18 protein-coding genes are annotated in these 21,634 nt (G+C 52.6%); 1 reads left to right on the plus strand and 17 read right to left on the minus strand.

Annotated elements, in window-relative coordinates; all coding sequences use genetic code 11:
• Positions 1 to 17: 17 nt before the first annotated feature.
• From BN3911_RS15240 to BN3911_RS17660, 17 genes are all read right to left on the minus strand, one after another.
• Positions 18 to 1,424, minus strand: a complete 1,407-nt coding sequence (locus BN3911_RS15240; protein ID WP_066867108.1) for an L-fucose/L-arabinose isomerase family protein — start codon at positions 1,422 to 1,424, stop codon at positions 18 to 20.
• A 19-nt stretch (positions 1,425 to 1,443) separates the two neighbouring features.
• Complete coding sequence (locus tag BN3911_RS15245; protein WP_066867110.1) at positions 1,444 to 2,448, minus strand: substrate-binding domain-containing protein; 1,005 nt, start codon at positions 2,446 to 2,448, stop codon at positions 1,444 to 1,446.
• Positions 2,449 to 2,648: 200 nt separating this feature from the next.
• Complete coding sequence (locus BN3911_RS15250) at positions 2,649 to 4,109, minus strand: alpha/beta hydrolase domain-containing protein (RefSeq protein ID WP_066867112.1); 1,461 nt, start codon at positions 4,107 to 4,109, stop codon at positions 2,649 to 2,651.
• A 36-nt stretch (positions 4,110 to 4,145) separates the two neighbouring features.
• Positions 4,146 to 5,069, minus strand: a complete 924-nt coding sequence (locus BN3911_RS15255; protein WP_066867114.1) for a nucleoside hydrolase — start codon at positions 5,067 to 5,069, stop codon at positions 4,146 to 4,148.
• A gap of 79 nt (positions 5,070 to 5,148) precedes the next feature.
• Positions 5,149 to 6,045 carry a carbohydrate ABC transporter permease gene (locus tag BN3911_RS15260; RefSeq protein WP_066867116.1) on the minus strand — a complete coding sequence of 299 codons (897 nt, stop codon included), beginning with the start codon at positions 6,043 to 6,045 and terminating at the stop codon, positions 5,149 to 5,151.
• Between the two features lie 15 nt (positions 6,046 to 6,060).
• Positions 6,061 to 7,008 (minus strand): ABC transporter permease, encoded by a 948-nt coding sequence (locus tag BN3911_RS15265; protein WP_066867118.1) that lies wholly within the window; start codon positions 7,006 to 7,008, stop codon positions 6,061 to 6,063.
• Positions 7,009 to 7,451: 443 nt separating this feature from the next.
• Positions 7,452 to 9,023 (minus strand): ABC transporter substrate-binding protein, encoded by a 1,572-nt coding sequence (locus tag BN3911_RS15270; RefSeq protein WP_066867120.1) that lies wholly within the window; start codon positions 9,021 to 9,023, stop codon positions 7,452 to 7,454.
• Between the two features lie 374 nt (positions 9,024 to 9,397).
• Positions 9,398 to 9,640 carry a helix-turn-helix domain-containing protein gene (locus BN3911_RS15275; protein ID WP_066867122.1) on the minus strand — a complete coding sequence of 81 codons (243 nt, stop codon included), beginning with the start codon at positions 9,638 to 9,640 and terminating at the stop codon, positions 9,398 to 9,400.
• Positions 9,641 to 9,977: 337 nt separating this feature from the next.
• Entirely contained in the window at positions 9,978 to 10,766 is a 789-nt protein-coding gene (frlD, locus tag BN3911_RS15280) for a fructoselysine 6-kinase (RefSeq protein ID WP_066868035.1), read from the minus strand.
• Between the two features lie 78 nt (positions 10,767 to 10,844).
• On the minus strand, positions 10,845 to 11,846 hold the full coding sequence (locus BN3911_RS15285) for an SIS domain-containing protein (protein ID WP_338086359.1): 1,002 nt from the start codon (positions 11,844 to 11,846) through the stop codon (positions 10,845 to 10,847).
• A gap of 321 nt (positions 11,847 to 12,167) precedes the next feature.
• A complete protein-coding gene (locus BN3911_RS15290; RefSeq protein ID WP_187127769.1) occupies positions 12,168 to 13,181 on the minus strand; it encodes a LacI family DNA-binding transcriptional regulator in 1,014 nt (337 codons plus the stop codon).
• Between the two features lie 130 nt (positions 13,182 to 13,311).
• Positions 13,312 to 15,120, minus strand: coding sequence for a glycoside hydrolase family 66 protein (locus tag BN3911_RS15295; protein WP_082942317.1), 1,809 nt, complete (start codon positions 15,118 to 15,120; stop codon positions 13,312 to 13,314).
• A 123-nt stretch (positions 15,121 to 15,243) separates the two neighbouring features.
• The gene (locus tag BN3911_RS15300) at positions 15,244 to 16,020 is read right to left on the minus strand and encodes a ThuA domain-containing protein (RefSeq protein ID WP_066867128.1); all 777 of its coding nucleotides are present in this window, start codon (positions 16,018 to 16,020) and stop codon (positions 15,244 to 15,246) included.
• Positions 16,021 to 16,154: 134 nt separating this feature from the next.
• Positions 16,155 to 16,994, minus strand: coding sequence for a carbohydrate ABC transporter permease (locus BN3911_RS15305; RefSeq protein ID WP_066867130.1), 840 nt, complete (start codon positions 16,992 to 16,994; stop codon positions 16,155 to 16,157).
• 13 nt (positions 16,995 to 17,007) lie between these two features.
• The gene (locus tag BN3911_RS15310) at positions 17,008 to 17,946 is read right to left on the minus strand and encodes a carbohydrate ABC transporter permease (RefSeq protein WP_207644525.1); all 939 of its coding nucleotides are present in this window, start codon (positions 17,944 to 17,946) and stop codon (positions 17,008 to 17,010) included.
• Positions 17,947 to 18,017: 71 nt separating this feature from the next.
• Entirely contained in the window at positions 18,018 to 19,028 is a 1,011-nt protein-coding gene (locus BN3911_RS15315; protein WP_242871142.1) for an extracellular solute-binding protein, read from the minus strand.
• Positions 19,029 to 19,382, minus strand: coding sequence for a hypothetical protein (locus tag BN3911_RS17660; RefSeq protein WP_242871143.1), 354 nt, complete (start codon positions 19,380 to 19,382; stop codon positions 19,029 to 19,031).
• A gap of 668 nt (positions 19,383 to 20,050) precedes the next feature.
• Here BN3911_RS17660 and pap point away from each other — a divergent pair.
• The gene (pap, locus tag BN3911_RS15325) at positions 20,051 to 21,520 is read left to right on the plus strand and encodes a polyphosphate:AMP phosphotransferase (RefSeq protein WP_066868043.1); all 1,470 of its coding nucleotides are present in this window, start codon (positions 20,051 to 20,053) and stop codon (positions 21,518 to 21,520) included.
• The last annotated feature ends 114 nt before the right edge of the window (positions 21,521 to 21,634 follow it).

Genomic DNA, 21,634 nt, shown 5'->3' on the forward strand with positions numbered 1-21,634 from the left:
AAACATTCCTTTCCGGCTCATTCGCCCCGGAGATAGGCCTTTACCGCTTCCTCGTTGCCGTCGTACAGGTCCGGCTTTACCTTCATATACTTACAGGCCTCATAAAGCACGGGAACCACATCTTTGTGAATGCCTACACAGTGGTGGATATAGGGCCCCTCCACCAGCTTTGCTTCCAGCCTCTTCCAATTTTCCACCTCTATCCAGAGGTAAGTGCCTTTGGTATAGGGCCCGTCAATGCCCTTTGCCTTGCCCAGGAGCAGGCTGTACTCGCCGTTGTCGCCGTCGAACCGGCAGAGGGTCACTTCTCCGTGTTTTGCCTCTGCCTCTACCGCGCCAGGATGGTCGAAAGCAAGCGGATAGCCGATGCAGGGCTTCTCCCTGGCGCAGGAAATGGGCCAGGGGCCGCAGTGCTGCAGCAGTTCGCCGTTTTCATTGTCGGGATGGCGGACGGTCCAGTCTGCAAAGAAGGAGGGGGTGTTATTCATAGCGGCAGCCTCCGCCAGCACAGCTGTCACCGCGCCGTGAATATCGGTTTCGCACACCACCGGGATTCCCTCTTCATTCATCAGGGAATTGGCCGCACAGGGCATAATGCCCAGCTCGCCTTGCAGGGCGTTCCAGCACTGAATCGCCACGGCATTGCAGCCGTACTGCTCTGCCAAACGTTTCATCGCCACCTTCAGCGCGGCCACATTCTCCAGCTCTTTCTCCTTGATTTTGACCTCCATGTTTTCCCGGCAGTAGTCCATAACCTGCCGGACTTCCGTTTTCTCTTCCTTTACCTTTTTCACCATACCGGTGAGCTCAGGCATGGGAATGGGAGAAAGCTGAATGTTAAACTTTTCCAGAAGCTCGCCCTCATTGCACATAGTGGACCAAAAATCAAAAGGCCTGGGCGCAATCTGCAGGATCCGGGTGTGCCGGAACACCCGCACCACGTTGCACACTGCCAGAAAGTCCCTGATGCCCCGTTCAAATTCGGGATCTGTCAGGCGGCAGTTGGTCATGTATGTAAAGGGTACCTGAAAACGCCGCAGCACCTTGCCTGTGGCGAACAGGCCGCACTGGCTGTCCCGCAGGCGCACGCCGTTTTCATCGGGCCGCTCATCCCTGGGGCCCCAGAGCAGCACCGGAAGCTTCAGCTCCCGGGCCAGCCTTGCCACCACATACTCCGTTCCGAAATTACAGTGGGGCACGAACAGGCCGTCCACGCCGGCCTCCCGAAATTTTTTCAGAATGGGCGCCACATCCCTATCGTCATACAGGAGGCCCTCCGGGTTGATGTCGTCGATGTCCACGAACTCCACACCCAGCTCCTGAAGCCGGTCCCGGGTGAGTCCGCGGTACTTAATGGCGTCCGGCGCACTAAAAATACTCCGGCGCGTGGGCGCGTAGCCCAGTTTGATGGTCGCTTTTGCCATATTCCTCTATCCTTTCTATTCAGGCGTTAAGATCCCGCACGCTGTCCCGCTCTACAAAGGTGTTGCACACCTGTACCTTCGTCTTTACGCCTGTATTGTTCTTCATAATTTCAATCAGCCTGCGCACGGCGGTTCTTCCCATCTCCTGCTTGTGCACACGGATGGTGGTGAGCGCCGGATAGGAAATCATCCCGAAGGGAAGGTCGTCAAAACCGATTACCGATACGTCTCCGGGCACCTTGTAGCCGCATTCCTGCAGGGCGCGCATGGCGCCCAGGGCAATGATGTCGTTATCGGCAAAAAAGGCGGTGGGAAGCTCCGGCTGCTGCCGGAGCAGGTTCTTCATATCCTCATAAGCGCCCTCCATTGTGGGAGTGAGGGAAAAAGTATACTTTTGTTCTACCGGAAGTCCAGCGCCCGACAAGGCGCGCTGATACCCCATATCCCGGTAAAAAAAGTTCTTGATCCGGATATTCCCGCGCAGGTAGCCGATTCTCTTATGTCCCTTATTGATCAGATATTTCACAGCATTGCACACAGAATCCGTATTGCTGATCAATACGGCGTCAAAGGTCATCTCTTCAAACCAGCTGTCCAGCACCACGATGGGGGCCAGGGCATTTTCAAAGGGTTTCATATCCTCTTCCTGCATTTCAGTTGCCAGCAGCAGAATCGCGCAGTTCGGGTCGGAAAGGAGCTGATCCCGCACCGCTTCAAAATTAGGATCCTTTTGGTTCAGATTGCAGATTGTGGTCTCATAGCCCGCGCTCCTGCTCTCCGCCTCAACGCCTTCGATCAGAGCGGAAAAGAACGGCGTATCGGAAACAACCACGCCCTGCTTTTTGTAGATGACAAGCTTGATGTTGTCGATCTTCAGTTCCGGAAGATACCCATGCTCCCTGGCCACTGCCAAAATCCGTTCCGCCGTCTCCTTGTTGACCCCGCGCTTGTTGTTTAGCGCGTTGGAAACCGTCGCCTGGGAAAAACCGGTCAATTCACTGATTGTTTTGATATTGATCTTCATAGGTAAGCCCGCCCTCTTTGTTTCTGTTTTTCTGCAGTAACTTTTTCTTATAAGGATACTATACCACCCGAGATTAAAAATTGCTACTAAATTTTCAGTAGAATATTTAGATGCTCAAAAAAATTCTCTGCAGGCTGGCCCCGCTCCTGCAGAGAAACGATGAATCGCAGCAAATATTCCGCAGGCCGCGCTTTTCCAGCTCATTTCAGGCCGCGCTTTGCGGCCAGTTCCACTGTCAACTCAATCATCTCTTCCCTGTCCTCAGGAAGGAGGAAGCCCAGGGCGATCATTTCATCTGCTTTTCCAGATACCAGTTTCCGGTAATGCTCCAACGTGCCGTAAAGCGCCTGAAGCTTTTGCGGGGAGAAGGGAATCACCTGGCCGAACATGGCCTGATATTTTCCATTGGCCATTTTACTGCTGCTGGAATAGACGCCAACCGGATAATCTGCGCCCGGCGTGCGGATCCCGCCCACAGCGTTCCCGAAGGAATCCGGCTTGTTGCGCACCCATGCGCCGAAGGGATCCGCTTCCTCCGGGGAAGTGAACTCTGTTTCGATTTTTGGCGCGTGCGGCGCCGGCATTCCCTCCCGCACCCAGAGATAAAGGTTCCGCCAGGCAGCGTTAAACACCAGCTCATAGGGATTGTCCAGCGGCTCTCCCTCCACGCCGTCATAGGTCAGTTCCATGCCGATACGCCGGCAATCCTCCCTGCCCTTCCCTTCGTAGTAATCCAGCAGGTTATATTTGGAATCGTGGCTGGAAGCAGGGATCTGGTAGGTGCGGAATTTATAGTCAGGCCTGTCATAATCGTCCGACCAGCGCACCATCCTGTTCTCGCTTTCCGTGTTGATATTGATATAAGGTTCCCTGGCCCCCATCACGCTGCCCTTGGGAATACCGTTTGAGGCCATCATGGGCGTTCTGGGCTCGTAAGCATTCATGGGCGCCATATCAGCCCCGCATCCTGCGGCCAGATAGCCGTCAAAAACAGGGCCGCCCACCCTGTTTTCCGGCAGGTAGGCAAAGGAATTGACATACCTGCACAGATAGCTGCCGGACTGGGACCAGCCGGTGAGATAGAGATATTTTTTGCCGTACTCCCGCAGCGGATTGGCGTCCTCTTCAGAACGCAGAAGTTTTGCAAGGTCTGTCAGCATATCCCAGAACAGGCCCGATTCAAACTGGGGCAGGAAGCCGAACTGATCCAGCTTTTCAGGAGCCTTGCGTTCCGGCATGGGATTTGCCCAATTGATGGGGGCATAGCGTTCCGGGTCAAACCGCTTCAGAGCATCCACCACATGGCCCTTGCTGGTAATTCCCACATAGATATCGCCGCTGCGGGTGAAGAATTTCCAGCTGTCCACCCACATACGGTCAATGTCCATCATGGCGGAGGCGTTCAGCACTTCTACCACCACATTGCCGCTGAACTTCGCGGGAGTTTCCGGCCTGCGGACCAGCACCCTGGTAGTGTAGGGCGCATCCGAACAAATGACCTCGGGCCTGTAATGTTCCCCTTCCCGATAGACATTGGCTGTACCGGACATAAAAAACTCGTCCTCCACATAGCCAAATTCCGAAAGTCTACAATGGAAATCAGCCGTTTCAAACGGATAGGACTGTTCTGTCACGGGTATTAGTTTCATTTCCTTGAGCATATTTATAACTCCTTCCCATTGCCGCACGGGCTTTTCTCAGTATTTCCCTCCAAAGTTGAGGGCCAGCTTCGCATAGAAATCCTCCATGGTCAGCCGGGAATCCAATGTATGGTACACCCTGATTTCACGGTTATCCTGACCGTGGATATACTTCATATCCGGTGCAAACCGCGGAGCAGGATGAGGGTCCCAATTCATTCGCTCGCTCTCCTCCAGCAGCACAGTGACAGTTCCCTGGTCTCCCAGCCCCCAGCTCTCTCCATGGGGCCAGTGCTGTACCTGCGCGCATTTCCTGTTGAACTCCACCATCTGGGTAAACAGATAATTGCCGATTTCACCGCAGGGCTGTACCCGGTACTGCAGCTCAGCCAAGGATACGGCGGCCTGCTTATAGACGTTGATGGGGATCTGCCACAGAGGAATCTCAGAGGAAAACACCACGTTGGCGGCGTGGATGTCCTGCAATAGATTAAACTCAAAACCGCCCTCCGGCCACTTTCCGCCGCCAATCCAGATGGCGGTCATACGCTCCGCAATCCGGGGCTCCTTGAGGTAAGCGGACGCCAGGTCGGTGAGACAGCCCTGGAACACCACATACAGGGGCAGCGGATCTTCCCGCATCGCCTCTGCAATGATGGCGTCCGCACCCTCTGAAGGCACAGCCGTCCTCTCATCCGGCAGCGGTCCCCGGGCGCCCCTCCATACGGGATATTCTCCGGAAAGGCCCATCAGGCCCATCACCTTCAGAATCTCCTCATAGCTTGCGTCCACCGTGTTTCCAGGCCCGTACTCCTGGGGGTTCTTTTCAAAATGCCCGGCAACGATCCCCCGCACCTTGAATTTCGGCGTCATCAGGTGGTGTGCCAAAGCAAACTGGTCGTCAGCTTCATTTTTGCAGTCTGTGTGAATCAGCAGCCGGACTTTTTTATTCTCCGGCACTTCAAATGCATATTGGAACATAGGTCCTCCTTTTCCGGGCCGCCGGAAGCTTTTTTCCCAATTCCGGCGGCAAGACCGGGGATTTAATTGTCCTGTTTTCTTATCCCTTAACCGCGCCCAGTGCAATGCCCTTGGAATAGTACTTCTGGAGGAAGGGAAAAACGAGGATGATGGGAAGAATGGCGACAAAGGCGATAGCCATCTGCACGCCGGTGCTGGGCACCTTGGATATCTCGGCCGCCAAGTCCGACGAGACGTTGCCACTGTTCTGCGACAGATATTGTAAGTCTGAGACCATCCTGTTCAGCAGGTTCTGTATCGTGAACAGTTCCGTTTTCTTATTGATATAATACAGACCGTTTGTCCAATCGTTCCAATATGCCAACCCGGAGAAGGTCCCGATGGTCACCAGGATCGGTTTGCCCAGGGGCAGCACAATCTTTGTGAAGATCCTCACCTGGCTGGCTCCGTCTATCTGCGCCGCCTCAAACAGCGTATCCGGGATGCTGGTGGAAAAATAGGTCCGGATCAAGAGGATGTTCATCGCCCCCATCAGCAGGTTCGGCAGCAGCAGGCCCCAGATTGTATCCTTCACTCCGACGTAGTTGGACCACAGGATGTAGGAGGGCACCAACCCGCCGTTAAAAAGCATGGTGAAGAAGACAAAGAAGGTAATCACCCTGCGTCCCGGCAGGTTTTTCAGCGACAGCGGGTAAGAGAACAGCGCAGACAGCGCCACGTTCACCACCGTGCCGATCACGGTCACAAGAATCGTCATGCCATAGGCCCTGAAGATTTTTTCTCCGGACCGGAAGATGTACTCATAGGCCCCCAGGCTGAACTTCTCAGGAAAGAACGAATAGCCATTTTTCAGCAGCGTGCTCTCATCCGTAATGGAGGACAGGAACAGCAGCAGGAAGGGCAGTACTACCATTACCGCTACAAGCATCATCACCACGTTCGCGGTGATTTGATACCCTGAATTCTTTTTTTTCATCTCTACTCCCCCCGCTCAGAACAACGCGTTCTCTTTGCTGACCTTGCGTACCACCAGGTTTGACAGCAGCACCAGCACAAAGCCTACCACGGACTGATACACGCCTGCCGCCGATGACATCCCGATGTTCCCCTGCTTCATCAGGCCGCGGTACACATAGGTATCGATCACGTTGGTCGTCGAATATAGCATACCGCTGTCTCTCGGCACCTGATAAAACAGTCCGAAATCCGAGTAGAAGATCTTGCCGATGCTCAGCAGCGTCAGCGTAATAATCGATGGCAGGATGCAGGGCAGCGTGATATGCCAGATCTGCTTGAGCTTCCCGGCCCCATCCAGTTCCGCCGCCTCATAGTAGGTGGGGTCGATTCCGTTAATAGCCGAGATGTAGATCAGGCAGCCGTATCCGATGCCTTTCCACGTGTTCACAAAGATCAGGATGGCCGGCCAGTATTTCGGCTCGTTGTACCAGAAGATGGGATCTTTCCCCAGCAGGGGCAGAATCGTCTTATTCACAATGCCGCTCTGCATGCTGAAAAACGCATATACGATGTATCCCACAATGACCATGGACATGAGGAATGGGAACAGGATTGCGCTCTGGTACAGCTTCTTCAGGCGCTTGTTGAGAATATCGCAGATGAAGATTGCGAACAGAATTCCCAGGGTGGTGTTCAAAAAGATGAACGCCACATTGTACAAAATAGTATTCCTTGTGATGACAGCCGCGTCATCGGACGCAAATAGGAATTCGAAGTTCTTCAGCCCGATCCAGTCGCTGGCGAAAATCCCCTTGGAGAAATCCACCTTTTTGAACGCGATGATCATTCCGAACATTGGGATATAGTTGTTTACGATCAGATAGATCGCCCCCGGCAGCATCATCAGGTACAGCGGAAGCCATTTCTTGACCTTCTCGCTCCGGCTTCCCCTCTTCACCGCCGCTCTCGCTTTCTTTTCCATTTCACACCTCTCAGTGATACATAACAGCTTTGATTTTTAAAACCGGATAGGACTGCGGCATCCGTCCCAGCCGCATCCTTTTGTTTCGTGATAAAGAAAGGGGAGCCTCCGTTTGCCACGCAAGTAGAGACACCCCCGTTTCATAGAATAACCGCCGAACCCGTCGCACCGGCAGCCCAGCGCACAGCCTTCCGGATATATTTTAGAACCCTGCTGCGTCAAAAACATCCTAAACACGGAAGATTTTCGCCTGTTTTTCCAGAATGCTTCAAAACTCGCCCGTCAAAGGGCAATGTTTGTCGCTCTGCGCCCTGAAAGCATCAGCGCTTACATAAAATCCTGATTTGGGAAGAGAACTCCCTTTTCATTTCCATCAAATAGGACATCTTCAATCAAGTTTCTGAAGAGAAACTTGATTGAATTTTCGGAACCCGAAAATCAGTTTATTCCTGTGTTGCCAGCCAGGCGTCCAGCTGTTCCTGTTTCAGATCCATCACCTTCTGCAGGCCCGCGGCGTAGAGCTTGTCGTTGAAGTCCTTCAGTGTCGCTTCCACATCGGAGACGGAACCGGTTTCCAGGGGCTTCTTGTACTCGCTTTCCACGCCGGAAAGTGCTGTAAGCTCGGTTGCTACGCTGGAGGAATCATAGAAGAAACCGAACGCCTTGGAATAAGTGGCGGAAGCATTAAAATCCTTATACTGCTGCCATACATCCTCAGGCTGGCCGTTCCACACATATCCCTTGAACTGGTTGGGCAGATGCCAGCCCATGTTCAGATGGTAGGCGGAAGAAGCGTCCTTGCCCTCCGGATAGTCGATATAGACCTCGCTGCCTTCTACCCGTGCATAGTCCTCGCCCTCGATGCCGAAATTCATCAGGTTGTTCCATTCGGGACTGGTATAGGCGTAATTCAGGAACTGCATGGCTTTTACCTTGTCTTCGGACTGCTGGGCGATTCCCCAATCTATGTAATTCACATTTCCAGAGCAGATGATGTTGGAGACGCTGCCGTCATCCTTACCGATATAGGCAGTGACCATCTCCTGGCCGCAGCTCACGTTTTCCTGTACCAGGAATCCTGGCTTGATAGGAGAAAGATAAGAGAATAGGGTTCCAGCCTTCACCAGATTTGAGGAGGTTTCCGTGGTAGTGGCTGCGTCCAGCTTGATATAGCCGGTCTGATACCAATCTTTAATGCGGTTAAGACGAACCTTGTATTCCTCCGTCTCATAGAGGTTAACCACAGTAGTGTCTTGTCCATCATTCATCAACACGCCGAAGGAATCGGAGAGCGGATCCCAGGTCTGGATCTGAGTGACCAGATTGGTGCCAGAAATGCAGTCCAATTCCGGATGAGCCGCCTTCACCTTCTCGAAGATGGGGGTCAGGTCGTCGTAAGTTTTGATCGCGTCCACGTCGATCTGCAGCTCGTCCACAATGTCTTTTCGCATAACAATGCCTGCTTGAGAGGCACTTTCCTTGTTGGAGGGGATTCCATAGATAAAGCCGTTGACCGCACCGCTTTTTGCCACGTCTTCTCCCATAAACTCCAGAATGCCCTTCCCATACTCGTCTATGTAATCCGCCAAATTGACAATCTGTTTTGCATTGATATAAGAGTTGGCCAGATTACTCACAACAGGAAGAATGTCCAGTTTGTCGCCGCCGGAAAGCATCAGGTTCAGTTTTTGCTGGTATTCGCCGAAGCCCATCAGAAGTCCCTCAAAGGACATTCCCAAGTCCTTTTGAACCTGTTCATCGATCTTGGCCATGACGGCATCCTGATTGGGCTGTTCGTTGCCGAGATATGCCATGGTGATGGTGTAACCGTCTCCACCCGCAGCGGTGGACTCTGTACTAGCCTCGCTGTTCTGGGACGCAGCGGAGGAGGTTCCCTTGCTTTCCGTGCCGCTGGAAGCGTTGCTGCCTCCGTTCCCATTTCCGCAGCCCGCAAAGGCTGATAGCGTCATGGCAGCCGCCAGCGCCAAGGACAGGATTTTTGCTGTCTTTTTCATCGTTTGTCACCTCATAAAAAAATTTGGTTCAACCGTTCGTTCAAGTTTTATATTTCCGTTTATTTAAATTTAGATTTAAAAATTTTGATCGAAATTTTTCTAAACTTTCATATAAAACTTTACTTGATGGGCATAGTATAACAGCACTTTCCGTTGTTTTCAATAGCTAAATTCACGTATTTTCCGAATTAATTCTATACATTTTACACATTGTCGTAAAACAGTAATAAATTCTATTTATTTTTATGCAGTACGCCCTTATGCGATAAATATAAAGTTTTAAACGTCGTTTTATTTTCAGTTAGATTGCTGCCGTTCTTTGTCACATAAAAAAAGGAGCGGTTAAGCCCGCTCCTCATCAGTCGGTATTCTCTTCAATCCAACCCCTGCAGCAATTCACACAACGGCATCCGATAAAGACCGGAAAGCTTCAGCAGCATCGTAATATCCGGCAAGGTTTTTCCCGCCTCATAATACGTATAGGTGCTGCGGCACATATGAAGCCGTTCAGCCACCTCTTTCTGGCTCATTTCCCGCTTAATACGCAGTTCCCGCAAACGGGAAGAAATCAATCGCTTTACTTGTTCCCCGTCGTACTCTTTTATTGCCTCTTCCATAAATAGCGCTTCCTTTCGTATGTTATAGTGCACTTACATCACTATTATAGCCTTTTTATAGTGAAATGCAAGCCACATTTGGCTTTTTTTCAATTTTTTTGTCCTCAATTGGCGTTTAACCGCCAGTTATGAGAAATTCTGTCGAAAAAATATGCAAAACCCCATGGACATCCTCACAGCGTCCCGGAATTTTCAGGAATACGCTCAGTTCATTTCCTATCAGAAGACTTTTTCCCTGCATAACAACTCAGATTCTGTAAAGGGGCAAAGTACGGCAGTTCCGGCAATAATGGTTCTTTCTTGTAAAAAAACAGGCAAAGGAATAACCGCCTTCCGGTCACCATGCGCCGCTGTACTTCAGTGTTTCACTGCTGCACTCCGCTCCCTGACGCATGCAATCCTCCAAAGGCCTGCCCTCCAGAATCCCCTTTAAAAATCCGGCGATATAACTATCCCCCGCCCCCATGGTATCAACAACCCGACAGGGAACGATACCGCAGGAGACAAACCGCCTGCCATCGTAGGCCAAACTGCCCTTCTCTCCAAGAGTGGCAGTCACCACTTTTGGCCCGCGTGCCTGTATTTCCCGCAGAAATGCCTCTAATTCCGGGCCTCCGGAACAGTCCAGCCCAAAGAAGGCATAATCCACATTGCCCACAGCAGCTTCCAGAACAGGCCCCCTGGGTTTATCGGCAAAATCAAAAGCAACGGGTACTCCCTGCGCCCTGATCCTGCCCAAATCCTGCTCCACCATGCCCCACAGCCCCGTGACCATCATATCATGAGAGCAAATGAACCGAATATCCTCCTCGGTCAGACGGAACCGGGGCAGCACCCCTTCTTCATACTCCCCCAACACCCGTTCTCCGTTTACCAGGCTCACATGGGTGACCGCCGTACTTCCCTTTAAGACCTGGATATGGGACAAATCAATCTTCTTTTTTTCCAGCGCCCGGGTCAGAAGACCGGCATAGCGGTCGGTCCCCACCGCACCGATATAGGAGGCGCGCCCTCCGATGCGGGTGAAGTAAACCGCCACATTAACCGGATTCCCACCCGGATAGGCTTCTCCGGTCTGATCGTACACATCCATGCAGTTGTCGCCTACTGCAGCAAGTCTCAGCATAAAAACAGATGCTCCTATCCACTGAACCATAATCTTCCAGCAGTTTCAGCTGTTAAGACGAATTCCTTTCTTGACTGTTTAATAGTCGAGGCAGCGGTAATACCGTCTGATCTCCATGGGGTGGCGGTTCAAAAGTTCAATATGCGCATCAATCCTCTGAGTGACTGCATGGGTCACCAGATGAGACAGGCTTCCTCTATACTCCGGACGGATACCCGCAAGTTCGTAGTCACGGCTGTCGATCAGGGTGAAGTTCCCGCAGATACGCGGCAGAAAATTCGCTACCCGTTCCGCCAGCGGACGCTCCGCATCCTCCCCCAGAAACACAGTGACCGGCGTATCCCTGTCTATAATTTCCAGTGTGCCGTGAAAAAACTCTCCCGCATGCACAGCCTTGGCGCGCAGCCAGTGCTGCTCCTCCCAATAACACATGGCATAGGAATATGCGGCTCCATACTGGCTGCCTGCGCCTACAAAATAATGGATGGGGTCGGCATGGTGCCGCTGGGCAAACTCCTTTCCAAATTCATCAGCCTTCTTCTCTGCCTCTGCCAACGCCCGCGGCAGATATTGTTCCATTTCCCGATGGTATTCCACATATTCCGGAAAATCTCCGTTATTCCAAAAGAAGCGATCCGTCGCCATAAAAAACTTCAGCTGCTCGCATCCCGGATAGGCAATCTCAAAATCCACCAGACCGGCCAACGGCGCGGCGGCATCATCTACAAAGCCCAGCACCAAGGCGCCCGCCGCTTTCGCCCGCTTGACAGCCTCCAGCATCTCCGGGGTTGTTCCCGTTACTGATGATATCACCACAGCGCTTCCCTTCCCTATCCTGCGGTTGCCGGAAGTGATATAACGGGCTGCATTTTCCGCAAAGACGGGGAACGCGCTTTTTTCCCTGCCATGCGCCTCCGCCTGCAGGGCGGAGGCATACGTACCGCCGATTCCCAGATAATAGGCTTCCCGGCATCCTGTCCGGCAGAGCGTGTCTACCGCCTCTTCGATTTGTCCCCGCAGGTCAAGAGCGCCTGCCACACTGTCAATCTGTTTCTGCTCGTCAAATTTCAGCATTGTCATGTTTACAACCCATCCTCTCCTGCAGCACACTGCACAATCTGGTTTAAGTGAGATAAAAGCCCAAAGTACGAAAGAAAACGTGAACCGCATGACAACTCCCCATCCCAAAAATCAATTCCAGTACAGGCAGCCCGATAACACGGCCAATCTTGCACGATCCGTCAAATTCTCCCAGCGGCTTTGCTGTACTTTCAAGTATATCATGGTTTCCATCCCGCTGCGAGCCGTTTTTCCGTCAGCCGTCAATAAAAAAGGACGCTGCATCGGTTACCCGCACACAGCGTCCTTTCCCCCATTCAAAAAACATCTGCCCCAACAGCTTTATTCCAGGCTCCGGGTGCTTTCCCGTTCAACCACCTGTACAGGGAGCACCCTGCTTCCTACCATGGTAGCTCCGTCAAGCTCCTTTAACAGAATATCTACCGCCGCCTTTCCCATCTCCCGGTACGGCTGAGCCACCGAGGTAAGCGGCGGATTCATCACGGAGGCGATCTGAGAATCATCAAATCCCACCACTGAGAGCTCTTCCGGCACCCGGATTCCCAGCTTTCCCGCTGAAGAGAGCACTGCCGCCGCCACCATATCGCTGCAGGTGACAATTCCTGTAAAGGAACTGTTTCTGGAAAGCAGCTCCTCAAAAGCAGTCTTTCCGCTCTCATAATTGAAGTGGTTTGCAAAGGCTTCCAATTCCGGATCCAGTTCCACCCCAGCATCCCGCAGTGCCTGGCGGTACCCTTCAAGACGCGGCCAGCCCGCCACCGGGTCCTTCACGTTCCCGGAAAGAATCGCTATGCGCCGATGCCCCCGGTCAAGCAGGTATTTCGTCGCCGTATACATTCCCTGGAAGTCATCTATTTTTACGTAGGGAAACGGACAGTCATAGGAGATGCTGTCCAACAGCACACAGGGAATTCCGGTTTCCCGGATTTTTCTGTTGAGCGGGGAATCCGGCGGGATGCTGCAGGCTATCACACCGTCCACGTACTGCTGCCGCAGCATTTCCACATAGCTTTCTCCATACATGGCGTCAGCTCCCGTGTTGCAGAGTATCACCACATAACCGCGCCTGCGCGCCGCATCCTCGATTCCCTGTGCCAGCGAGCCGCAAAAATATTCACTGACCTCCGGCACAATAAGTGCGATTGTTTTCGGCACTTTGTTTTTGACTGCGCGGGCCAAGCCGCCTCCAGAGTACCCCATCTCCTTCACAACCTGACGGACCTGTCTTTCTGTTTGGGAAGAAAATCCCTGCTGCCCGTTAAGCACACGGGAAACAGTAGCCACAGAGACCCTGGCCGCTTTGGCCACCTCCCGAATCGTCGGTTTTTTTGCCATATCCATTGACCATTCCTTTTAAAGGATATCCCCCGAGCGCAATCGCTCTGGTTGAACTTTAGAAATACATTTCTTCCAGCACATTCCTTTCCCCGCCTATAAGCCGCCAGGAATGCCGGCGGATTTACCTTTATTTTTCGATCATAATCATATCCCAGTAGGCGAGATAGGGAATCTGGATTTTTAGTATACCATTTTCCAAGCTATATTCCAAGGGGTATGGCGTTCCTCCGGCAATATCCGGCGAAGCCAGAGCCACCTGCTTTACGGTAATCTCCCCCACTTCCAGGCTGAGCTCCGTGTCCCGCACCAGCAAAGGGTCCTCGCAGGTATTCCCATCGTCCCGCCAGCCAGCGTCTGTTCGGGAAAGCAGATTGATCAGCTGAACCGTACAAAAACGTTCATTTTCCGAACCGAACATCCACACTTCCCCCGGTTCACCATCCTTGCCCAGCTGATACCCGGACAAGCTCCCATTCCACTCCCGTCGGTCCTCCGGATGTCTCAGCACAGTTTCATAGGCGGTAAAAAAGTCGTAGTAATCCCGCAAATCCCTGGCAAGCTCTTCCGAAACCGCCAGCTTACGATTGGGAAAATATTCGCTGGAGAGCATTCCTGTATCCCCCAGTTCCAGATGACCCGCCCCTGAAGCAAACAGCACCGCGTCCGCCAGCTTTACCGCATTGGCGTTAAACTCCCCCTCAGCAACCTCATAGTTTAGGTAGGCGGCAATGACGCAGGCTTTCTGATTCTGAGAGAGGTCGTAGTTGGTATCTGCAACCTGCTTCAAATGGGCATATTCCGGATAACTGCCGGGCCATACCTCCTCATAGAGAAAATCGGCACAGCTCTGTGCAGCATCCATCGCTCCATATCCATTCACCGGATTCAACAGGATTCGCTTCCCCAGCCTTTCTCCGGCCTGCTGCAGAAATCCCCCGTAAGAGGTGGAAAGCTCCACTTCCTCCCCCTCATAATCATAGACATAGCCCCGGTAGCCCAAGGTATCCACATGGAACACATCAAAATCGTACACAGCAAATACATCCGCTTCCCTGGAAAGCAGATAATCCTGCCACTCCGGGTTGGAAGGGTCCATCAAATAAAGGCTGCTCTCCCAGTTGGGCAGCGGGTGGTTATCCTGAACCTCATGATGCTCATCCTGGTAAAGGCCCCATTCCTTTTTTGCGCCCTTTTCCTCATAGTCCTCATAAGCGCCGAACATCAGGTTATAGTTTGCCGCCATCATGTTTCTGGCGTGCAGCGCCTCAATATACCCGGACACCGTTTTGGCATACACATCCCGTTTTGCAATGTCCTGCCACTTTTCTGCCGGCTCCTCCCGGGTACCCGCCAGGGGTTTATCGTGCTCATCCTGCCAGTCGTAAAACTGCAGGCCGTTGATATGATACCGGGACAGCCGGGAGACCACAGCTTCAATCTCCTCTTCTCCCAAATCGCCGAATTCGCAGAGATAGCCGTACCGGGGATACCGGCTCCAATCCGAGGAGACGTCCACCGCCGTATTTCTCCTGTCCACAGTTTCTTTCCCGGTACGGGCAAGCGCCGTCACCAGATAGCCGCGGTAATCTTCCTCCGGCGGCGTCCAGGAAAACTCCAGCGTCTTCTCCCCGCCGGCATCCACCTGCGCCTCCAAGGCGGGAAGCTCCGTTTTTTGGGTCAGGTCGTACCAGGCAAATTCGATTTTCCCTTTGAATTCTTCCTGCGTTTCGTTCTTCAGTTCCAGGGTAAAGCGCACCTCATCTCCCGGTTGGTAAGCGCTTTTGTCTGTATAAAAATCCGCAATCAGCCGGTCTTGTCCGGGAAGCTCTACTCCGGGGGACGGAAGCTTCGCCTCTTTGGCCGCACATCCGGAGAAGCACAGCAGAAACGCGCATAACAGGATTCCAACGGTACGTTTTGTTTCTTTTCTCATCATGGCCCATCCTTTCTTTGCCGGGCCGGAATCCGCGCAATCACAATAAAGTACGGATCCCACTCTCCTTTTTCGTTCTGTTGACGGAAAAGGCTCCAAAGCCTCCCGGGCCTTGGAGCCGACGCATCAAACTGTTTTGGGTTCGTGCAGGCCGGGATTACCGGTAATACCCTCTACATGGCTCTTAACTTCCATGATTGGCGGGGGATTGCCATAGGTGACATTGGGGAAGTTGATGGGCGCGGCCCACTTTACCGCATTCGTGATCACCTTCTGGATCTCCGGCTGATGGTAGATCGGGAATACCTCATGGCCGGGACGGAAGTAGAACACTTTCCCCTTCCCTCTGTGGTAGCAGCAGCCGCTTCGGAACACTTCCCCTCCCTCAAACCAGCTGATGAACACCAGCTCGTCGGGCTGCGGGATGTTGAACCGCTCTCCGTACATCTCCTCGTGCGGGATGATGATCTTCTCGTCCAAGCCCTCCACAATCGGATGGCTCGGGTCGATCACCCACAGGATCTCCTTCTCTCCGTCCTCTCTCCATTTCAGGTACCCGGAATTGGTTCCGCACACCTTCCTGAAGATCTTTGATGCATGACCTGAATGCAGCACGATCAGACCCATTCCGTCCTGGATTCTCTGGTGCACCCGGTCCACTATCTCATCCTGTACCTGGTCGTGGGCCATATGCCCCCACCAGATCAGCACGTCCGTGTTGTCCAGCACTTCCTGCGTCAGACCGTGCTCCGGCTCCTTTAAGGTCGCCGTCTTTACCTCCATCCCCGCTTCCCTCAAAAAGTCCGCGATGCACCCGTGTATCCCCTTCGGGTACACCTCAGCGATCTCCGGAAACTGTACCTCATGCAGGTATTCGTTCCACACTGTTACTCTGATTGCCATTCTCTTTCTCTCCTTTCTGTACCTTTCTGAAGAAAGGTACTCTGAACGCTTTCCTCAGGAAAGCATTCCAGACTTTTCTTCTGCTGGGTTCTGCGTTTTACTGACACGCAGCCAGCACGCCGCCTGCATGCTGCTTAGCCCTTGACTGCGCCTTCCATCAGGCCCTGCTGCATGAACTGCTTCTGGAAGATGACGAAGATCACGATGACCGGGATGACCACGATGACAGAGGCCGCAAACATCAAGCCGTATTCCGTGGTATGCTGGCCGCGGAACAGCTGCAGCGCCACAGAGAGAGTCCGTTTTTCCTCAGTCTTAATAAAGGTGAGGATATTGAACAGATCGCCCCAATAACCGTTGAACGCAAAGATGGCTGAGGTTGCAATGGCAGGTTTGCACAGCGGGATGATGCAGTGCAGCAGTACCTGGAACCGGGAGGCGCCGTCCAGGAACATGGATTCTTCCAGCTCCTTGGGCACGCTTTCGAAAAAGCCACGGTAAAAGAAGGTGTTGCCTGCCACACAGGTGCCGCCCCACAGCAGCAGGACGCCGGCGTAATTGTCGATCAAATGCAGACCGTTCAGCACTGTGTACTGGGAAATCAACGCCAGCTGCGCAGGAACCATCATGGTCAGCAAAAACACATTGAAAAGAATCTCTCTGCCCGGGAATTTGAACCGGGAAAAGCTGTACGCCATCGTGACGGAAATCAACACGTTGATCACCAGTCCGCAAACTGAGATCAGCAGAGTGTTCACAAAGTAACGGGAGAAGTTATTGGCCGTCCACACCTTGACATAGTTTTCCGTAAACAGGGGCACCTCCGGGAAAATGACGGGAGTGTCCGGCAGTACGCCGCGGATATCCATAAAGGAAGAGGAGATCATCGAAAGGAAAGGCGTCAGGCAGACCACTGCCAGCACAACCAGTATCACATGGATGACTACCTGTGCAATTGTTTTTTTCCGTTTCATGCTGCTGCCCTCCTCACTGATCCTGCCCATAGCGCAGGAAGCGCTTGAGGCACATCGACGTAGTAAATACAAAGATACCCATCATCAAACCGCAGGCCGCCGCATAGCCAAATTCAAAATAGCTGAAGGCCCGGGTGTAAATATAGTTCATCATAACGTCCGTGGTTCCCACAGGGTCTCCCTTCGTGAGCAGGAACACCTGAATAAAGATGTTCATAGCGCCGTTGATGAGGTTGATGAGCAGATAGAAGGTGGTACCCTTGATGCAGGGCAGGGTCACATGGAAAAACTTATCCATGGTATTGGCGCCGTCAATGGTGGCCGCCTCGTACAGGTCGTTGGAAACACCCTGAAGCGCCGCGGTATAGATGATCATTACCCAGCCGAAACCCTTCCAGATGCTGAATACCCAGATAACAAAGTTGCCTGTCCAGGTCTCCTTCAGCCAGGCTATCGGCTCCTGGATCACATGCAGCTTCATGAGCACAAAATTCACCAGGCTGCCGCTGTCCGGCTGGAAAATGTAGTCGAAAATATTGGCCACCACAACCCAATCGCAGATTACGGCGATATAGAACATGACCTTATAGGTGTTCTTGCCCATCTTCAGGTTGTGGATCATAACCGCAACCAGCAGGCCCAGCACCAGCTGCCCCGGCACGGTGACCAGTACAGCCAGCAGGTTGTTGCGAAAAGCGATCCAGAAATAGTTGGCGTCCGTTCCCGGCTCAAACATTCCTTCAAAAGCCCGTTTAAAGTTATCCAGGCCCACGAAAGGATTTTCCGAACCAGGCATGATGCTGTAATCGGTGAGTGCTATGTACACGTTCTTGATCTGCGGGAACAGCACGAACGTGATAAACAGGATTAACCCTACCGAGAGGAAGGGCAGTACCGCACCCCATTGGCGGGCTCCCTTTCGGAACCGCACCGCCAGTGATTCCTTTTCCACGTATATTCCTCCCATTTTTTGTGATGAAATGAGACGGCCGGAAGAGCACGCTCTTCCGGCCATACCCTCAGTTATTTTTCAGCCAGCAAAGCGTCAATTTCAGGCGCCAGCTTATCCAGCGCTGCTTTGGGCTCTGACTCATGGCGCAGGCAGCTCTGGAACAGCTTGCCGATCTTGTCGGACATCTTTTCCCAAGCGGGATGAGGCGTTCTGGAAACAGCGCCTTCCAGCTGCTGGACGTAGATATCCATGTTTTCCACTGACATAACTTCTTCGGAATTGGCGATATCCTTCACAGTGGGGATCAAGTGGCCGCCGCCAACTGCCTGGGCAGTCTGAGCGAATTCACCCATGAGGAAGCGGGCAAATACCCATGCAGCTTCCTGATTCTTGCCGCTGTTGAACATGCACAGGTCCTCGCCGCCGACTACGGAAGCGGAACCGCCGTCCCCTGCAGGCAGAAGACCGGACTGCACCTTCGCAATGTCCTCTTCCTTATTGTTGGTATAGAACCAGGGGCCCTGATAGGCAAAGAGATATTCGCCGCGGAACACGCCGTTGGAAACGTCGGGCTTTCCGCCCAGTGTTGCCGGCCCGAGGATTCCTTCATCGTACCACTTTACAATGGTTTCCAGCGCCTTGACGCTGGCGTCGCCATTCAAGTAGCCGCTGGCCTCGGTGTAATCCTCGTTGGTATACGTACCGCCCAGAGAATAGAACAGCGGAGCGGTAGCCCAGGTGTTGGTGTCTTCTGTGGAGAAGAGGTACTGGCCGTCCTTCAGCTGATCCTTCAGCGCGATGACGTCGTCATAGGTCTTCGGAACTTCCTTCAGGCCCAGCTGGTCCAGCAGGGATTTGCTCCAGCAGCCGGAGAGGCAGTTGGTGTTCAGCGGGACGCCGTAATACTTGCCGTCGTAGTAGTTGGTGCTCAGGGGGCCTTCGAACAGGGTGTCCTTCATCTCGGCAAAACCGGGAAGATCATCCACCGCCGTCAAAGCGCCCATCTTGGCAAACTCGGGAACCCAGATAATGTCCATACGCATCAAATCGGGAGCCGTGCCGCTGGAAACACCCTGGATCACCTACTGCTTGAGGCCGTCATAAGGCATACGGACCAGCTTCACATGGATTTTCGGGAACTGCTTTTCGAACTCCGGAACAATCTGTTCCTTCAGCACAACCTCTTCGGAATCACCGTGGGTGTGCCAGTACGTAATGGTCACTTCGTCGCCGTCATAGGTGAGGCCGGAATCGCCCGCGGGCTCTTCTGTGCTGGTCTCTCCCGATTCCGCCTTGCTGCTTTCTGCAGCCGGCTTGCTCTCCGGTTTGGATTCCGGAGCTGTGCTGCTGCTGTTGCCGCCGCTGCAGCCCGCCGCTGATACCAGCAACGCGGCTGTAAGCAAACCTGCCAACAGCTTTTTAAGATTGGTTTTCATTTTCCTTTTTCCTCCTATCATATGATAAATTGGTGCTAAAAAGCCTCTTTGGCTTTCTTCCCCCTGAATAAAAACCCTTCTGCGCCATTCCATGGCGCAGAAAAAAGGGAAACGTTTCCCTTTTGCAAGACAGGAAATAAAATTTCCGGTTGTTCAAAACTTTCTTTTTCAGGAACCCCTGTCTTTATATTCCAAAGATTTTACAGCGATATTCTGGAAACAAAAAGCATATCGCTACCCATTTTGTTTAATTTTAAGAAACATCAAAGTAACAAATTAAGTAACTTTACTCTTTCGTTGCCTAAACAATACCATTCTATTTCCATTCTGTCAAGCTTATTTTCAAAATTTATTCATATTTTCTCATCATATTTCACAAATTCACAATAACATTTCTCTGATTTTGCAAGAAAAAATAACCTCTGTTCCGCAAATACAGCAGGTTTTCCCTGCGAATTACGCAAAAAATATCTCTTTTCTGTTTCCTCCATACCAAATAAATGCCGGTTTTTACAGATCACAAAAAGAGCAAAGAAAGTTCTGGGATTTTTCCTAAAATCTGGTATAATATAATAGAATTGTTGTATCTTATCCCGCTTATCAAATAAATGCGGCAGGGCCATTGGGAAACAAAGGCCCTCTGCAAATCTGCCATTGAGGTGAAAACCATGTTAAAGAACTGGAACCGTCCGGAAAAACCGGAAGGCGAGGAAATAAAGCTGCGCCTGAAAAACGTGCAGGAACGCCTTGCCTCTCTGCAAATGAAGCTGAAAGACCGAAAACTGCCTGTTCTGGTGCTCATTGAGGGCTGGGGCGCCGCTGGAAAGGGCAGCGCCATCGGCCAGATCATCCGCAACATTGATCCGCGCTTTTTCAAGGTGTTCTCCATGGCTTCCCCCACGGAGGAAGAGCGCCGCAAACCTTTTTTGTACCGCTATTTTGAGCGCATTCCAGAGGCCGGGAAATTCACCTTTCTGGATTCCGGCTGGATGGATGAAACCGTGCGGGCCCGGCTTCACGGCGAGCTAGACGGCGAGGCCTACGCCTCCCGAGTGGACAGCATTAAACGCTTTGAACGGCAGCTGACGGACAACGGTTACCTGGTGCTCAAATTCTTCTTCCACATCAGCGAGAAGGAGCAGGGACGCCGCATTGCCGCTTTGCTGGAAAATAAGGATACCGCTTGGCGCGTCAGCAAAAACGACATCTGGCAGAACCGCAACTACAAGACCTGCGAGGAGGTATACGACCGTTACCTGGACGACACCAACGCCCCCAGCGCCCCCTGGTACCTGATCGATTCCAAATCAAAAAAATTTGCAGAGCTGCAGACCCTGGAAATCATGTGCACCGGCATTGAGACAGCCCTGCACAACGACAGCCTGGCTGTTCCGCTGCTGCAGAACGTCTTCCCGCTGGTGAAGATGCCCAGGCTGCGGGAAGTACCGCTCAATAAAACAGTGGAGGACGAGGAATATAAAAAGGAACTGAACCGTCTGCAGAAGAAGCTGGGCATGCTGCATAACCGTCTGTACCGCAAGCGGGTGCCCGTCATTATCGTGTATGAGGGCTGGGACGCCGCCGGAAAGGGCGGCAACATCAAACGACTCACCGGGGCGCTTGACCCCAGAGGCTACGAGGTGCACCCCATCGCCAGCCCAGAGCCTCACGAGAAGGCCCGCCACTATCTCTGGCGTTTCTGGACCCGCCTGCCCAAGGACGGCCACATCGCCATTTTTGACCGCAGCTGGTACGGCCGCGTCATGGTGGAGCGCCTGGAGGGCTTCTGCACGGAGAACGACTGGCAGCGCGCCTATTACGAGATGAACGAGTTTGAGCAGGAGCTGCACAGCTGGGGCGCTGTGATTCTGAAATTCTGGGTGCAGATTGACAAGAACACCCAGCTGGAGCGTTTTACCGAACGCCAGAACACCCCGGCAAAGCAGTGGAAAATCACGGATGAGGACTGGCGGAACCGGGAAAAATGGGACGAATACGAGGTGGCGGTGGACGAGATGCTGCAGAAGACCAGCACTTCCTTTGCCCCCTGGCACATTCTGGAATCTGTCGACAAGAAATATGCCCGTATCAAAGCCCTGCAGATTGTGGTGGACGCCCTGGAAAAAGCATTGGACTGACCTGCTGGGAGGGACCGGGTTATTCCTATACAATCTGTCTGTTTGCTGTATGAAACAAAAAGGAATGGGCCGCAGGAATATCCTGCGGCCCATCCTTTTACTTTTAAAAACTCT

Source organism: Neglectibacter timonensis (genome assembly GCF_900048895.1).
Classification (GTDB): domain Bacteria; phylum Bacillota; class Clostridia; order Oscillospirales; family Acutalibacteraceae; genus Acutalibacter; species Acutalibacter timonensis.